This is a genomic window from Mycetocola sp., assembly GCF_025464835.1.
Lineage (GTDB): Bacteria > Actinomycetota > Actinomycetes > Actinomycetales > Microbacteriaceae > Mycetocola_A.
This window is the reverse complement of the sequence record NZ_JAODMP010000007.1, coordinates 32,443-48,705: the sequence shown is the minus strand read 5'-3', so window position 1 is coordinate 48,705 and position 16,263 is coordinate 32,443. Positions and strand designations below refer to the sequence as shown.

The following is a 16,263-nucleotide window of genomic DNA, read 5'->3' as shown; positions in this document are numbered from 1 at the left end:
ATGACCGACTACTCGACCATCGACTTCAGCCCCCTCCTCGCCCACGCCGTCGACGAGGTCGTCACGCACTCGTTCGTGCGGGACGTCGCGCTGCCGGACGGCACCGTGATCGCCCTCATCACCCTCGACAACGGCAGGGACCACACCCGGCCGAACACCATCGGCCCTGTCACGCTCATGGAGCTGGGCGGCGTGCTCGATGCCCAGCGTGCGCGAGCTGCGGCGAAGGAAATCGGCGCCGTCGCGATCACCGGCAAACCATTCATTCTCGCGGCAGGCGCAGATCTCAGCAAAGTCAGCGAGGTCGAATCCCTGGAGTCGGCGCGGTTGCTCGGGCAGCTGGGCCACCATGTGTACGGCAAGCTTGACACCCTTGGGGTGCCGTCGTTCGTCTTCATCAACGGCCTGGCGCTCGGTGGCGGGCTCGAGATCGCGCTGAACGCGAACTACCGCACCGTCGACGCGTCGGCCGCTGCCATCGCACTGCCGGAGGTGTTCCTCGGGCTGGTCCCCGGCTGGGGTGGGGCCTACCTGTTGCCGAACCTGATCGGCATCGAGAACGCCCTCAAGGTGATCATCGAGAACCCGTTGAAGATGAACCGGATGCTGAAGGCGCCGGAGGCGTTCGAGCTCGGGATCGCCGACGCGATATTCCCGGCGGCGTCGTTCCTGGAGAACTCGCTTGCCTGGGCCGGAGACGTGCTCGCTGGAAAGATCAAGGTCACTCGCAAGAACACTCCGGGAAAGGTTGAGCGGCTGGTCAAGTGGGATGCCGCCGTCGGGATCGCCCGCAGGACGCTCGAGTCGAAGATCGGTACCGTCCCCCTGGCGCCGTACATCGCCCTCGACCTCCTCAGGGCGGCGAAGAGCGGCACGCGGGCCGAAGGTTTCGAACGAGAGGATGAGGCGCTTGCGCAACTCGCCTGTGGCGACCAGTTCCAGGCAAGCGTCTACGCCTTCAATCTCGTCCAGAAGCGCGCGAAGCGTCCGGCGGGTGCGCCGGACAAGGCGCTCGCCCAGAAGGTGACCAAGGTCGGCGTGATCGGAGCGGGTCTGATGGCCAGCCAGTTCGCGTTGCTCTTCGTGCGCCGGCTCCAGGTGCCCGTCGTGATCACTGACCTCGACCAGGGCCGCGTCGACAAGGGAATCGACAGCATCCGCGGGGAGATCGATGCGCTGCTGCAGAAAAAGCGCATCTCCCCCGACGAAGCCAACCGCCTGAACGGGCTCGTCTCCGGCACGACGAACAAGAGTGACTTCGCGGACTGCGACTGGGTGATCGAGGCTGTCTTCGAAGAGCTGGAGGTGAAGCAGAACGTCTTCGCCGACGTCGAACAGTACGTCTCTGACACGGCGATCCTCGCCACCAACACGTCGTCGCTCTCGGTCGAGCGCATCGGTGAGAAGCTGGCACATCCGGAACGCCTCGTCGGATTCCACTTCTTCAACCCGGTCGCCGTGATGCCGCTGATCGAAGTGGTCCGGACACCGCGGACCACTCCCGAGGCCCTTGCGACGGCGATGGCGACGGCGGAGAAGCTGCGCAAGAACGCGGTCATCACCCGCGACACCCCCGGTTTCGTCGTGAACCGGGTGCTTGCGAAGCTCCTCGGCGAGGCGATGTTCGCGGTCGATCACGGCACCCCGTTCGACGTCGTCGACAAGGCGGTGGCCCCGCTCGGCTTGCCCATGCCGCCCTCTGAGCTGCTCGACCTGGTCGGGCTGAAGGTCGGCGCCCACGTGCTCGACACCCACCACAACGCCTTCCCCGACCGGTTCTACCGCAGCGAGAACCTGCACAAACTGGCGGAGTACGGCACCCTCCTGGAGAGAGATTCCAAGGGCAAGGTCAAGGGATTCGACAAGGGAGCGCTCAAGATCGTCGCAGGCGGTACCGAACCGCTCACAGCGGATGCCATCCGGTTGCGCCTGGTGGACGGGCTCGCCGACGAGATCCACCGCATGCTGGAGGACTCGGTGGTCGAAGGGCCTGAGGACATCGACCTGTGCATGATCCTCGGTGCCGGGTGGCCGTTCCAGATGGGCGGTGTCACGCCTTACCTGGATCGTGAAGGCGCGAGCGGGCGAGCGTTCGGGGGAACGTTCCACGATCCGCAGATCCGCGGCATCCGGAACTAGGTTCACCGACAAGGGACGCGAGGCATCAGCCTCGCGTCCCTTTGTTGGGGGCCTCGTTTACAGGACGGGGTGCGGGTAGTCCGCAGAGCGGCCCTGGAATTCAAGAATCGCCGGGTTTTGCACGACGCCGTCCCGGATCTCGACAGCACGACGGATGGTCTCGTTTCGGTCCGCATCTTCAGGGCCGGCCATCACGGTGTCCAGGAACGGCAACAGGGCCTCGCTGATCTCCCACGTAGCGGAGTCCCACAGGTGGGAGGGAGTGTGGTCGACCGCGTAATAGCGGATATGGTCGCCGACCTCGAACATCGGGTCGTCGAACGACGTCATCTTCGCCCACTCGAATCCCATGCCTTCGTCGCAGGACACGTCGACGATGAGGCTGCCAGGGGTGAACAGGTCGAGGTCAGACGTCGACAGGTAGATCACCGGGTTGTTGGGGTCCTGCAGTGTGCAGTTGACGACGATGTCGTGCTCGGCGAGGAACGGAGCGAGGGGTTTACGCCCGTCGTCGGTCACAACGCTCGAGAGGAATGCTCCTTCGTCGTCCTGGTCGAACTGCACGATCGTGGCTGAATGGATCGGGTAACCGACGGCCGCGCGCTCACGGCTGGTGAGAACCCGGACATCGTGTACCCCGAGGGCGTTGAGCGCGGTGACCGCACCGCGTGCCGTGGCGCCGAATCCGATGACGACGGCGTTGAGGCGCCGACCGTAGTCGCCGGTCGAACCGGTCAGTTCGAGGGCGTGGAGCACCGAGGCGTAGCCGGCGAGTTCATTGTTCTTGTGGAACACGTGCAGCGCGAAGCCGCCGTCTGGCGACCAGTGGTTCATCGCTTCGAACGCGATCAGGGTGAGCCGTTTGTCGATGGCCGCCTGGGTCAACTCCCGGTCCTGCACGCAGTGCGGCCAGCCCCAGAGCACCTGCCCGTCGTGCAACTCGGCGAGATCCTGCGCCTGCGGCTTCGGCAGCAGCACGATGTCCGCATCGGCGAGCAACTGGTCGCGGTCGGCGAGACGACCGACGAGAGGGCTCAGCTGCTCGTCCGAGAGGCCGAACCGTTCGCCGTATCCCGTCTCGAGGATGATCCGCTGCCGCAGCTCGGGCTCGATCCGGTCGAGGTGAAGCGGGTGGATCGGAAGACGCCGTTCGTTCTTCTTGCGCGAGGTGGCGAGCACCCCGAGCAGAAGCGGGCGGTCGGATGCTGTGGGCGGGCTGGCGGTCATCGTGTACTCCTTGGGGTAGCCGGCGACGGTGCGCGGCCGGGGATGATGTGCGCGCTCAGCTGCGCTGGGCGCGCTCGGCGGCGGCTTCAGCCGGCCGGGCAACGGGAATGCGGTGACCGGAAACCTGCGCGAGGACGTCGCCGACGATTCTCTCGGCGGTGAGACCGGCATCCTCGAGGATCTGCTCGCGGGTGGCGTGCTGCAGGAACTCGTCAGGCAGCCCGAGTTCGTCGACGCCGGTGTCCACGCCCGCCTTCCGCAGTTCCTGCCGGATGCGGGTGCCGATTCCGCCGACACGCAGACCGTCTTCGATGGTGATGACGAGGCGGTGGCTGTCGGCCAGTCCGACGAGGCTGTTCGCGACGGGAACGACCCATCGGGGGTCGACGACGGTGCTGCCGACACCGGCGGCATGCAGCCGTTCTGCGACGTCGAGGCCGAGTTGAGCCATCGGACCGACGGTGACGATGAGCACATCCCGCGCTTCATCCTCGCGGAGCACGTCGACGCCGTCCGACGTGCGGCGGATCGCCGGGATGTCGGTGCTGACGCTGCCCTTCGGGAACCGGATCACTGTCGGTGCGTCGTCCACCGCGACGGCTTCGGCGAGTTCCTCCTCGAGCCGGGTCCCGTCCCGTGGCGCGGCCAGGTGGATGCCCGGAACCACCTGCAAAATGGAAAGGTCCCAGATCCCGTGGTGCGAAGGACCATCTGGGCCTGTGACGCCGGCGCGGTCGAGGACGAAGGTCACGCCTGCCTTGTGCAGGGCGATGTCCATGAGGATCTGATCGAATGCACGGTTGATGAATGTGGCGTAGATGGCGACCACCGGGTGCAGCCCACCGAACGCGAGGCCGGCCGCCGACGTGGCCGCATGCTGCTCTGCTATTCCGACGTCATGGACGCGGTCTGGATACCGATCGGCGAGTTTGTTCAAGCCCGTCGGCCGAAGCATGGCTGCGGTGATCCCGACGATGCGTGGGTTCGTTTCCGCCAGTCGGAGCAGTTTGTCACTGAAGATGCTGGTCCAGGTCGGCGTCGTACTCGTCGAGATCGCTTCCCCTGTGGAGGGGTTGATCTTGCCGACCGCGTGGAACTGGTCAGCTTCGTCGTCGACGGCGGGGGCGTACCCTTTGCCCTTCTGGGTAATCGCATGGACGATGACGGGCGCGCCATAGTTCTTGGCTTGGCTGAGCGCTTCCTCCATCGCCTGCTCATCGTGGCCGTCGACGGGGCCGAGGTATTTGATGTCGAGGTTCGAGTAGAGCGCCTCGTTGTTACTGAACCGTGCCAGGAACCCGTGCATGCCGCCGCGGACTCCGCGGTACACCGCCCGCCCGGGAGACCCGAGATGGTCGAAAGCCTTCTGGCTCGTGAGGTACAAGTCACGGTAGGTGCGACGGGTTCGCACGGTGTTCAAAAAGCGCGCCATGCCGCCGATGGTTGGAGCATACGAGCGTCCGTTGTCGTTGACGACGATGATCAGCTTGCGAGTGTTGTCGTCGCTGATGTTGTTGAGCGCTTCCCACGTCATGCCGCCGGTGAGTGCGCCATCGCCCACGACGGCGACGACGTGACGATGGTCCTGGCCGGTCATCTCGAATGCGCGGGAGATGCCGTCTGCCCAGCTCAGTGAACTGGACGCATGAGAGCTTTCCACGATGTCGTGGGGTGATTCGCTGCGCTGGGGATAGCCGGCCAGCCCGCCGCGTTCCCGCAGCCTGGAGAAGTCCTGGCGCCCCGTGAGCAGCTTGTGCACATACGACTGGTGACCGGTGTCGAAAACGATCGCGTCCTTCGGGGAATGGAAGACGCGGTGGATGGCGAGCGTCAGTTCGATCACGCCGAGGTTGGGGCCGAGGTGACCGCCCGTTCGAGACACTTCGCTGACCAGGAACGTACGGATCTCAGCGGCCAGCTGGCTCAACTGTTCTCTTGAGAGGGCATCGAGGTCGCGAGGACCCTTGATCGTCTCAAGAAGACCCATCGCGTTCTACTCCTTGTTTCGTTTCATGCGGCCAGATCAGCGCCGACTCCCCCACTCTACGCGGCACCCCTCTGCGATTCCTGATGAATCGCAGAGGGGCGCCGACGTGATAGGGACCGGTTAGACGAGGCTCCGCAGCACGTACTGCAGGATGCCGCCGTTGCGGTAGTAGTCCGCCTCGCCCGGGGTGTCGATCCGGACCACGGCGTCGAACTCAACGGTTTCCTTGCCCGCGGGCGAGTGCTCGGTCGGCTCAGCGACCACGCGAACCGTCTTCGGTGTCGTGCCGGCGTTGAGTTCTTCGAGTCCGGTGATCGAGATCGACTCGCTTCCGTCCAGTCCGAGCGACTCCCAGCTCTCCCCTGCCGGGAACTGCAGCGGCACGACGCCCATGCCGATGAGGTTGGAGCGGTGGATACGCTCGAAGCTCTCGGTGATGACCGCCTTGACGCCGAGCAGGCTCGTTCCCTTGGCAGCCCAGTCACGGGACGAACCGGAACCGTACTCCTTGCCGCCGAGGATCACGAGGGGCGTGCCAGCCGCCTGGTAGTTCTGCGACGCGTCGTAAATGAACGACTGCGGAGCATCCGGCTGGGTGAAGTCACGGGTGTAACCACCCTCGACGCCATCGAGCAGCTGGTTCTTCAGGCGGATGTTCGCGAAGGTTCCGCGGATCATCACCTCGTGGTTTCCGCGGCGTGAGCCGTACGAGTTGAAGTCCTTACGGTCGATCCCGTGTTCGGTCAGGTAGTGACCGGCCGGGCTGTCGGCCTTGATCGATCCGGCTGGGCTGATGTGGTCGGTGGTGACCGAGTCGCCGAGCTTCGCCAGCACGCGTGCGCCGGTGATGTTCGCCACAGGGGTGGTCTCCATCGTCATGCCGTCGAAGTATGGGGGCTTCCGCACGTAGGTGGACTCGGGGTCCCAGTCGAAGGTGTTCCCGGCCGGCGTGGGCAGTGAACGCCAGCGCTCGTCGCCCTCGAAGACGGAGGCGTACTCATGGGTGAACATCTCGGTGTCGATCGAGGTGTCGATCGTGTGCTGCACCTCGGCGGCGTCCGGCCAGATGTCCTTGAGGAACACGTCGTTTCCGTCGTGGTCCTTGCCGAGGGCATCCGTTTCGAAGTCGAAGTTCATCGACCCGGCCAGGGCGTATGCGATGACCAGCGGCGGGCTAGCGAGGTAGTTCATCTTCACGTCCGGGTTGATCCGGCCTTCGAAGTTACGGTTACCACTCAGCACAGCCGTGACGGCGAGATCGTTCTCGTTGATCGCCGCCGAGATCTCCTCAGCCAGAGGCCCGGAGTTGCCGATGCAGGTGGTGCAGCCGTAACCGACCGTGTAGAAGCCGAGCTTCTCGAGGTCGTCGGTGAGCCCGGCCTTGGCGTAGTAATCCGTGACGACCTTCGAACCCGGTGCGAGCGTGGTCTTGACCCACGGCTTCGAGGTGAGGCCCTTCTTCGCCGCGTTGCGGGCCAGGAGACCGGCAGCAAGCATGACCGACGGGTTGGACGTGTTCGTGCACGACGTGATCGCGGCGATCGTCACCGCTCCGTGGTCGAGGGTGAACGCCGATCCGTCATCGAGCGTGACCGACGTCGGCTTGGACACCGACTGCGGCGCGTGGCTCTTGTGGGTGTGCGTGTGCCTGCTGTGTTCGTTCTCGGGGGTGTTCCCTGGCGGGTCGGAGGCCGGGAACGACTCGGAGGTCTCCAGGTCGACGAGGTCGTGCTCGACCGAGGTGTAGTTGCTGAGGTCCGTCTCGAACTGCGACTTCGCGAGGGTGAGCTCGATCCTGTCCTGCGGGCGCTTCGGGCCGGCGATCGACGGTACGACCGTCGACAGGTCGAGTTCCAGGTACTCACTGAAGTTCGGCTCGACGGCCGGGTCGTGCCAGAGGCCCTGGATCTTCGAGTACTCCTCGACGAGGGTGACCTGCTCTTCGCTGCGGCCGGTGAGGCGCAGGTAGTCGAGGGTGACGCTGTCGATCGGGAACATGGCAGCCGTCGAGCCGAACTCGGGGCTCATGTTGCCGATCGTTGCGCGGTTCGCGAGGGGAACCTCAGCCACACCTTCACCGTAGAACTCGACAAACTTGCCGACGACACCGTGCTGGCGCAGCTTCTGCGTGATGGTGAGGACGACATCGGTTGCGGTGACGCCGGTCGGGATCGAGCCGCTGAGCTTGAAGCCGACGACCTTGGGGATGAGCATGGAGACGGGCTGGCCGAGCATGGCTGCCTCCGCCTCGATGCCGCCGACGCCCCATCCGAGCACTCCGAGGCCGTTGACCATGGTGGTGTGGGAGTCGGTGCCGACGAGGGTGTCAGGGTATGCCTGCAGCACCGTTCCCTGTTCTGAGCCCGTCGAAGGGACAGTGCGGGTGTGGGTGACGCGGGCCAGGTACTCGATGTTGAGCTGGTGGACGATGCCGGTTCCTGGCGGGACGACCTTGAAGTCCTCGAACGCCGTCTGGCCCCAGCGGAGGAACTGGTACCGCTCGCCGTTGCGCTCGTACTCGATCTCGACGTTGCGCCGCAACGCGTCTTCGGTGCCGAACAGGTCGGCGATGACGGAGTGGTCGATGACAAGTTCAGCCGGCGCGAGCGGGTTGATCTTCGTCGGGTCTCCGCCGAGCTCAGCGACGGCTTCACGCATGGTGGCCAGGTCGACGATGCATGGCACGCCCGTGAAGTCCTGCATCACGACGCGGGCCGGGGTGAACTGGATTTCGGTGTCAGGCTCGGCGGATGGAACCCAACCGCCGAGCTTTCTGATCTGCTCAGCCGTGACGTTCTTGCCGTCCTCGGTGCGCAGCAGGTTCTCGAGAAGAACCTTGAGACTGAACGGGAGCTTCTGGGCACCTTCAACGGCGTCGAGCCGGAAGATCTCGTAGTCGGTGCCCCCGACCGAGAGTGTGTTTTTCGCCCCAAAGCTATTTACGGTAGACAATGGCCTTCTCCTTTATTGGCACAGGCACGTACACGCCTGCCATAGGTCAATAGTGGTTTCCCGACCCCGTGCGTGGCTAGCAAGGCGAACCTAACCCAGTTTGCGCGGCATCCGTTCTGACCATCGACCCTATTTATCTTGATGTCGAGATAACTCTATCAGGAGGCGGCGGGCAATCTCCGGTACACCGCGCGGACGACCAGCCAGGTGACGATCAGCAGGGGCGCGTAGAGCGGGATCCCCATGATCAGCTTCGTCGCGGCAAGCCATTCGACGTTGCCGGCGAGGTAGAGCGGAAGCTGCACGCCGAGCCGGAGGAGGAACATGCCTGCCCAGCACAGCGTGAGGACAGCGAAGACCCGTCGTTTGACCGCTATGCGCCGCCAGGCCGTGCCCTCGTTCATCAGGTAGCCGGCGATCAGCCCGATGAGCGGCCAGCGGACCGCGACAGAGATGAGCAGGGCCGCGGCGTACGCGCCGTTCGTGACGAAGCCGAGCACGAAGTTGTCCTCAGGCCGGTTGGTCATCAGTGCGAGCACCGCCGAGGCGCCCGCTGCGACGAGTCCGCCGAGGGCAGAGGACACGGGTGTGCGCTGCACGAGGCGCAGTACGGTGAAGATCGCCGCCACACCGACCGAGATGCCGAGCGAGAGCGGGAGATTCTGCGTCAGCGTGTAGACGACGAGAAAGAGCAGACCGGGCACGATGGCTTCGACGATCCCACGGATGCCGCCCATCGCCTCCAGCAGGACTCTGCCGTTGGGCTTGTCCGCCTGGGCAAGCGCGCCGAGCCCGGATCTGGCGGCCGCGTTGCCGAGCGCTGCCGCAATCGTGGCAGCGGCGTCGGGCTCGGAGCCGCCCTTGCGATCGTCCGGGGAGTTGCTGGTCATCGATCAGGCTCAGGTCGCAGGCGTAGCTGACGCAGGCATCCTGAGCGGAATCAGGTCGCGAGGCGGCATCGGAGCCGAACCACGGACGACGACGATGCTGCGGAAGAGGTCTTCGACTTTGGCTGCGGCATCCGGGTCGGTTGCTCCTTCGCCGGCGATGACGCCGCGGAGGAACCAGCGTGGACCGTCGACGCCGACGAACCGGGCGATGCGCATGCCCGCTGCCCCGTTCGATCCCTGGACGACGGGAACTTCGGCCACGAGCTCCGGGCCGAAGACCCCGTCGCGTTCGGTGACTGTTCCGCCCTGCTTGGCGATCTGTTCCTGAATCTGCACCCGCGTCTCGTTCCACAGCCCGGTGCTCCTCGGTGCGGCGAAGGGCTGGATCTGTAGGGTCGAACCGGCGTAGTCGAGGCCGACGGCGACGATGCGCTTGGTGCTTTCCTCAACCTCGAGGCGCAGGTTCAAACCTTCACGCGGGAGAATCTTCACGCCGCCGAGGTCGATGTACGGACGGACCGAATTCGCCTCGGCCTCGTCCAGCGGTCCTTCGGTGCTGCGGTCACTCGGTGCAGCCTTCGACAGGTCGGTGCCTGCATCCTCGACGTCCGCGTCGATGGCCTCCAGCTCAGCATCTGTGCCTGTGGCGTTTTCGCCGACGGTGTTCTCGACGGTGGCGTCGACGTCCGCGTCGACCGCCGTCTCGGTGGTGTCGATGTCCTTCTGCTTGTTCTTCCTGATCATTCCTGGGGTCCTGTTCCTGAAGTGTTGTACCCGGTGGAGCCGAAGCCACCATCGCCGCGGAGGCTGCCCGGGAGCGTGTCGACCGGCACGAAACGCGCCCGGCTGACCGGCTGCACGATCATTTGCGCGATCCGGTCGCCCGGTTCGATCGTGTACGCGTTCGACTGGTCGGTGTTGAGGAGAGTTACCTTGATCTCGCCGCGGTACCCCGCGTCGACGGTGCCTGGAGCGTTTACCACGGTGATGCCGTGTTTCGCTGCGAGGCCCGAGCGCGGCACGATGAAGGCGACATAGCCGTCCGGGAGGGCGATCGAGACGCCCGTGCCGATCACTGCCCGTTCGCCGGGTGCCAGGGTCACGGCATCCGTCGATTTCAGGTCAGCACCTGCGTCGCCGGGGTGCGAGTACACCGGCAGTTCCGGGGCGATAATGAGTACGTCAACGCTTTCGATCACGTGTCGAGGGTAGTGCAGAAGTCTGAATGGAAGAGCCCATGACCCGATATAGCGAACGTTTATGGCCTGCACCCTGGCTTCTCATCGCCTCGGCCCTTGTGATCCCGGCGAGCATGCTGGTGCTCGCCCCCATCTCGATGCCCGCCGGCATTGTGACGGCGATCCTCCTGTACGGCGGCTGTGTCGCGCTGTTCCTGCTTGGCGCACCCACCATCGAGGTGGACGATCGGATGCTTCGCGCCGGTCGCGCGCGAGTCTCGTTGGATCTGCTCGGAAAGCCTCAGGTCTTCACCGGGGAAGAAGCCGCCCTTGAGCGCGGGCAACGTCTCGATGCACGGGCGTGGCTGCTGATCCGCGGGTCCATCGACCCCGTCGTCACCGTGCCGCTCCACGACCCTGCCGACCCTACGCCTTACTGGCTGATCTCCACTCGCCGACCACGAGAACTGGCCGCCGCGATCGAAGGATCGCGACGGCCAGCAGCTGCCAGAGAAAGTCTTTAGGCGGCGCACTCCGCGCAGATCGGTCCGAGCTTGGACTCGTGGTCGATCTGCGAGCGGTGCTTCACGAGGAAGCAGTTCACGCAGGTGAATTCATCCGCCTGGGGCGGAAGAACCACGACGTCGAGATCGAGGTCGGAAAGATCTGCTCCAGGGAGGTCGAAACCGCCGGGGTTGTCGGCGTCTTCGGCGTCGACGGATCCAGACAGTTTGTCTGGCACGCGCTCCTTGAGGGCCTCGATCGACTCTGAATCATCGTCGGTCTTGCGGGGGGCGTCGTAGTCCGTTGCCATGTCCATCCACTTCTTATGTTGTCGTCCGATCGCTGTCGGCGGCGATAGTTTGCACGTTTTCGGGGGGAATAGCAAACCGGAACCGGTTCGCATGCACTTCCGCAAACCTGAACCCGCGGCACGCCCACGGTATTCCCAAAGAAACGGGTAAGCCGTGGCACCATTTGAGGAACAAATCACAGCCTGAAAGGCAGTTGATCATGCACGACTTGAAAGTCATTGGTGTCGAGGACGGCGCGCTCATCGCGGCCACCGAAAGTGGGGAGCGCTTCCGTCTCCTCATCGACGACGTGCTCCAGTCGCACGTGCGCCGCAGCCGTCAGGAGCCCACGAGCGGCCCCAAGCTGAGCCCGCGCGAGGTCCAGGCCCACATCCGTTCGGGAATGTCGGCCGAAGAGGTCGCCACCCTGACCGGCGCTGACCTTGATTACATCCAACGGTTCGAGGGTCCAGTGCTCGCTGAGCGTGAGCACATCGTCGGCGCCGCGCTGAGCGTCCAGGTCCTGACGGCCATCGAGCCGTCGTCCGACGAGGACGACTCGACCTTCGGGGCAGCTATCCGCGCCAGGCTCGAATCGCTCGGTGCCAGCGACGAGCGGTGGACGAGCTGGAAGGAAGCCAGCGGTGGCTGGACCGTGAAGCTGTCGTTCTCGGCGTCGAACATCGAGCACGATGCGCGCTGGAGCTTCGAGCCGAAGAGGCAGGCGCTCGCCCCGCTCAACAGCGAAGCGGTGACCCTGTCGAAGCAGGGCGAACTCCCGACGGCTCTCATCCCGCGCCTGCGAGCGGTTGATCGCGAGGACGCCCACCCAGATGACAGCCGGTTCGACAGCGGAGCCTTCAACTTCCGTGCGTCTGAAGACAGCGGTGACCTCTCCCCTCACATCGAGATCGCGGCGAGACCACAGTCCTCATCGAAGGCCGCAGCTGCGGCGGCGATCAACCGCTCAGAGGACGGCAACGGCCAGTCCAATCAGACGGCGGATCTGCTCGAAGCGCTGCGCAAGCGCCGTGGCGAGCGTGAATCAGCGCACCGCCCGGTCGATGACAGCTCTGCCCGACCCTCCCCCCGCCCCGCCGATGTGCCTCTCGACATCGACAGCCAGCGGCCCGGTGAGCCACCGACTCCCCCGGTGATCCCGAGCGCGTCCGCCCGCCCCAAGCGCGGGCGCACTGCGATGCCCTCATGGGACGAGATCGTTTTCGGCGCCAAGTCTGACGACGACTAGAGGCGGTTCGACCACCGGGCCCTGACGGTCACCCGTGGCGAATAGGCGCTGCCGGCGACACAGGGGGCCGGCAGTACGCTCAGAGCTCGAACGCTCCGAGCCGGACGAGCGGCACGATCCGTTCATCCGCGGTGAGCGACCCGTGCTGCCCGATCATGTTCCGTGCCGCCTGGTCGACGGGTCGCGAGTCGTAGTAGACGATGCGTTTGCGGGCGGCAACGAGAACGTCGCCGATACGCGGGAGCACATCCGGATGCACGTCTCCGAAGAGCCCGGCGGCGATCGCTTCCTGCCGGGGCGCAACCCAGGCACGCTCCCCCTCGCTCTGCTCCCAGAGTGTCGCGAGGGCGAGGCGATCGGCATCCGTCGCTCCCGGCTCGAGGTAGAGGTGCAGGCACCGGGGTTCGCCGCCGACGTGCCTGACGCCATCGATGAGTTCCGGCGCCTGGTCGAACAGCACATGCGCCCGATGCGGCACGTCGACCGAACCGTGATCGGCGGTGACGAGCACACCGACCCGCGGCGGAACGACCTTCAGGAACGCCTGCAGTTCGGCATCGACGGCCTCGAGGCCGCTGAGCCATTGCGGGGATTCCCAACCATACGAGTGCGACGCTTTGTCGAGCTCGGGAATGTACAGGTAGACAAGCGACGGTTCACCGCTCGCCAGAATCCGAGAGGCTTCGGCGAATCGCTCGGTGATGGTGTTGGCGCCGCGGTATTCTGCACCCCGCAGCACCGCGCGGGTGAACCCCGACGTTCGGAATTTCGACGGACCAACGGCGAAGCTCCGGATGCCGCCGGTCGCGGCTTTCTCGAAGACAGTCGTCTCCCGCTGCCACACTTCCGGGATCATCGCGTCGTCCCACCCGGTGAGCTGGTTCACCAGCCGGTCGTTGGAGGCGTCAAGGGTGCGGTACCCGACCAGGCCATGCTGACCGGGCATGGCGCCCGTGGTCAACGTCGTGAGGGCTGCAGCGGTCGTCGTGGGGAAGACCGAGGTGATCGCTTCGCGCGGTCGAGCGGCCAGGAACCGGGCGTGACCTGCCCGGGCCGCCAATTGCGACCGGCCGAGACCGTCGACGACGACAACAACGGCGGAACGCACGGGAGGGAGGTCCAGATCGTTCGGTTCCGCTGCCAGCGCGCGTGCCGAATTTGGCAGAACATCGGCAAGGCTTCGGGCTCCGGCTTTTTCGGTGGGTAGCATGGTGGCCATCCGGGCAATTCTGGCATAACCGCGACGCGGCCGCCGATCGCCAGGACCCCTGACCCAATCCCTAGAAAATCCCGGATGCCCCGCACACAAACTCCACCCCCTGCCGATGACTTCACCGAACGCATCGAAGATGTCGACGTATCCGTTGAAATGCAAGGGTCGTTCCTGGAGTACGCCTACTCGGTGATCTACTCACGGGCGCTCCCCGACGCCCGTGACGGGCTGAAACCGGTGCAGCGCCGCATCCTGTACATGATGTCCGAGATGGGTCTTCGCCCCGAGCGCGGTCACGTGAAATCCGCGCGGGTCGTCGGTGAGGTGATGGGCAAGCTGCACCCGCACGGTGACTCAGCCATCTACGACACCCTCGTTCGGCTCGCGCAACCGTTCACGCTGCGCGTTCCGCTCATCGACGGCCACGGCAACTTCGGATCACTCGACGACGGACCCGCTGCAGCGAGGTACACCGAAGCCCGGCTGGACGCGTCAGCTCTTGCGATGACCGAGGGACTCGACGAGGACGTCGTCGACTTCGTTCCCAACTACGACAACCAGCTGACGCAGCCCGAGGTCCTCCCCGCGGCGTTCCCGAATCTCCTCGTCAACGGCGCGAGCGGTATCGCCGTTGGCATGGCGACGAACATGGCGCCACACAACCTGATCGAGGTGGTCGGTGCCGCGAGACACCTGCTTTCCCACCCGGATGCCACCCTCGACGACCTGATGGAGTACGTGCCGGGTCCGGACCTTCCCACCGGCGGAACCATCGTCGGCCTCGACGGGATCAAGGACGCCTACGCCACCGGGCGCGGCAGCTTCAAGACTCGCGCCAAGGTGAGCATCGAGAGTCTCTCGGCGCGCAAGAACGGCCTCGTCGTCACCGAACTGCCCTACCTCGTCGGTCCTGAGCGGGTCATCGAGAAAATCAAGGACGGGGTCACGAGCAAGAAGCTCAGCGGCATTTCGGATGTCACCGACCTCACCGACCGCAAGCACGGGCTCAGGCTCGTCATCGGAATCAAAACCGGTTTCAGCCCGCAGGCGGTCCTCGAGCAGCTCTACCGCTACACTCCACTCGAAGACGGCTTCAGCATCAACAACGTCGCGCTCGTCGGCGGCGGCCCGCAGACGCTTGGCCTGCGCGAACTGTTGCAGGTCTACATCGATCACCGCATCGATGTCGTCACCCGCCGGTCTGCGTTCCGTCTTGCACGGCGCAAGGAACGCCTGCACCTCGTCGAAGGCATGCTCATCGCCATCCTCGACATCGACGAAGTGATCCAGGTCATCCGAGCGAGCGACGACACCGACCAGGCCAGGACCCGGCTGGTCGAGGTCTTCGATCTGTCCGTGCTCCAGGCCGAATACATCCTCGAGTTGCGGCTTCGCCGCCTGACCCGGTTCTCACGGATCGAACTCGAGGCCGAGCGCGAGAAGCTTCTTCAGGAGATCGCCGAACTCGAACGTCTCCTCGGGAGCCAGGCTCTCATCCGCAAGCAGGTTGCTGACGAACTGGCGGATGTCGCCGAGCGGTTCGGTACGCCGCGTCGCACTCTCCTCACCGAAGCCAGGCCGAGCATCGCTACCGCCGCGTCCAAGCGCCAGGCGGCCCAGCTGGAGGTCGCAGACACCGCGTGCCGGGTGTTCCTCAGCACGACGGGCCGTGCGGTCCGGGTCGACCTCGTCGACAGCGAAGAGCCGCCGGCGCCGGCGCGCACCCGTCGGCGCAGCAAGCACGACGCCGTCCGGTCGTTCCTCGACACGACATCCAGAGCCGAGATCGGCGCGGTCACGTCGCGGGGCCGGCTGATCCGTTTCACAGCCGTTGACCTCCCCGTCGTCCCCTCCAACTCTCTCCAACTCGCTGCTGGGGTGAGGATCGCGGACTACCTCGCCCTGCCGAACAAGGCGGAACGGATCCTCGCGCTCGTGTCGCTCGACAGCACGACGCCGATCTCGCTCGGCACGAGACTGGGAGTGGTCAAACGGGTCACGCCCGGCGATTGGCCGAACAAGCCCGACTTCGAACTGATCGGTCTGAAACCGTCGGATGAAGTCGTCGGCGCGACGCAAGCGCCCGACACCGCCGAGCTGGTGTTCATCAGCTCCGCGGCCCAGTTGCTTCACTTCCCGGCATCGGGAGTCAGGCCTCAGGGTCGCCCTGCCGGTGGCGTCGCCGGAATGAACCTGCCATCCGATGCTCACATCGTCTTCTTCGGTGCGCTCGACCCCGATGCCGAGAACGTCGTCGCGACGGTCTCGGTGTCGTCGGCCACGATCCCCGGGACCGACCCAGGCAGGGTCAAGGTGTCGTTCTTCTCCGAGTTCCCCGCGAAGGGCCGAGCAACAGGGGGTGTCAGGTGCCACTCCTTCCTCAAGGGCGAAGACGGCCTCTCGCTCGCCTGGGCAGGACCCGCGCCTGCACATGCGGTCGGAGCGGACGGGTCGGCACGGACGCTTCCGGATGCCGGTGCGAGGCGCGACGGGTCCGGAACCGCCATTGACTCCGTGATCGGGTCGATCGGAAGCGAGATCGTTACCGCCTGACGCGCGGGCGCGCGCGTCATCCGTCGCGGATGCCGGCCGCCGATTCACCTACTCCGGCCGGAAACACCCCGCGCACTTGGT

The 16,263-nt window shown here is 65.4% G+C and carries 12 protein-coding genes; 4 read left to right on the top strand and 8 right to left on the bottom strand.

Annotated features, from left to right (window positions below; genetic code table 11):
• Positions 1–2,139 (top strand): 3-hydroxyacyl-CoA dehydrogenase NAD-binding domain-containing protein, encoded by a 2,139-nt coding sequence (locus JWP90_RS00930; protein ID WP_297358636.1) that lies wholly within the window; start codon positions 1–3, stop codon positions 2,137–2,139.
• Positions 2,140–2,196: 57 nt separating this feature from the next.
• On the opposite strand, the gene JWP90_RS00925 is transcribed toward JWP90_RS00930, so the two are convergent.
• The 6 genes from JWP90_RS00925 to dut all read right to left on the bottom strand — a co-directional run bounded on the left by JWP90_RS00925 (position 2,197) and on the right by dut (position 10,394).
• Positions 2,197–3,366: a N(5)-(carboxyethyl)ornithine synthase gene (locus JWP90_RS00925; protein ID WP_297358634.1), complete on the bottom strand. Its 1,170-nt coding sequence runs from the start codon at positions 3,364–3,366 to the stop codon at positions 2,197–2,199.
• Between the two features lie 55 nt (positions 3,367–3,421).
• Entirely contained in the window at positions 3,422–5,353 is a 1,932-nt protein-coding gene (gene dxs / locus JWP90_RS00920) for a 1-deoxy-D-xylulose-5-phosphate synthase (protein ID WP_297358631.1), read from the bottom strand.
• 120 nt (positions 5,354–5,473) lie between these two features.
• Positions 5,474–8,305 (bottom strand): aconitate hydratase AcnA, encoded by a 2,832-nt coding sequence (gene acnA, locus JWP90_RS00915; protein WP_297358629.1) that lies wholly within the window; start codon positions 8,303–8,305, stop codon positions 5,474–5,476.
• 158 nt (positions 8,306–8,463) lie between these two features.
• Positions 8,464–9,195 (bottom strand): DUF3159 domain-containing protein, encoded by a 732-nt coding sequence (locus tag JWP90_RS00910; protein ID WP_297358627.1) that lies wholly within the window; start codon positions 9,193–9,195, stop codon positions 8,464–8,466.
• Between the two features lie 9 nt (positions 9,196–9,204).
• Positions 9,205–9,939, bottom strand: coding sequence for a DUF3710 domain-containing protein (locus tag JWP90_RS00905; RefSeq protein ID WP_297358625.1), 735 nt, complete (start codon positions 9,937–9,939; stop codon positions 9,205–9,207).
• Positions 9,936–10,394, bottom strand: coding sequence for a dUTP diphosphatase (gene dut, locus JWP90_RS00900; protein ID WP_297358623.1), 459 nt, complete (start codon positions 10,392–10,394; stop codon positions 9,936–9,938). Before dut ends, JWP90_RS00905 begins: the two co-directional genes overlap by 4 nt.
• Positions 10,395–10,432: 38 nt before the next feature.
• On the opposite strand from dut, the gene JWP90_RS00895 reads away from it, so the two are divergent.
• Positions 10,433–10,897 (top strand): DUF3093 domain-containing protein, encoded by a 465-nt coding sequence (locus tag JWP90_RS00895; protein ID WP_297358621.1) that lies wholly within the window; start codon positions 10,433–10,435, stop codon positions 10,895–10,897.
• On the opposite strand, the gene JWP90_RS00890 is transcribed toward JWP90_RS00895, so the two are convergent.
• Positions 10,894–11,187: a DUF4193 domain-containing protein gene (locus JWP90_RS00890; protein WP_297358619.1), complete on the bottom strand. Its 294-nt coding sequence runs from the start codon at positions 11,185–11,187 to the stop codon at positions 10,894–10,896. The genes JWP90_RS00895 and JWP90_RS00890 overlap by 4 nt on opposite strands.
• A 200-nt stretch (positions 11,188–11,387) precedes the next feature.
• Here JWP90_RS00890 and sepH point away from each other — a divergent pair, with 200 nt between their 5' ends.
• The gene (gene sepH / locus JWP90_RS00885) at positions 11,388–12,416 is read left to right on the top strand and encodes a septation protein SepH (RefSeq protein ID WP_297358617.1); all 1,029 of its coding nucleotides are present in this window, start codon (positions 11,388–11,390) and stop codon (positions 12,414–12,416) included.
• A 79-nt stretch (positions 12,417–12,495) separates the two neighbouring features.
• On the opposite strand, the gene JWP90_RS00880 is transcribed toward sepH, so the two are convergent.
• Positions 12,496–13,635 carry an alkaline phosphatase family protein gene (locus JWP90_RS00880; protein WP_297358615.1) on the bottom strand — a complete coding sequence of 380 codons (1,140 nt, stop codon included), beginning with the start codon at positions 13,633–13,635 and terminating at the stop codon, positions 12,496–12,498.
• Positions 13,636–13,710: 75 nt separating this feature from the next.
• Between JWP90_RS00880 and JWP90_RS00875 the strand changes: the two genes are divergently transcribed.
• Positions 13,711–16,182 (top strand): DNA topoisomerase IV subunit A, encoded by a 2,472-nt coding sequence (locus tag JWP90_RS00875; protein WP_297358613.1) that lies wholly within the window; start codon positions 13,711–13,713, stop codon positions 16,180–16,182.
• The last annotated feature ends 81 nt before the right edge of the window (positions 16,183–16,263 follow it).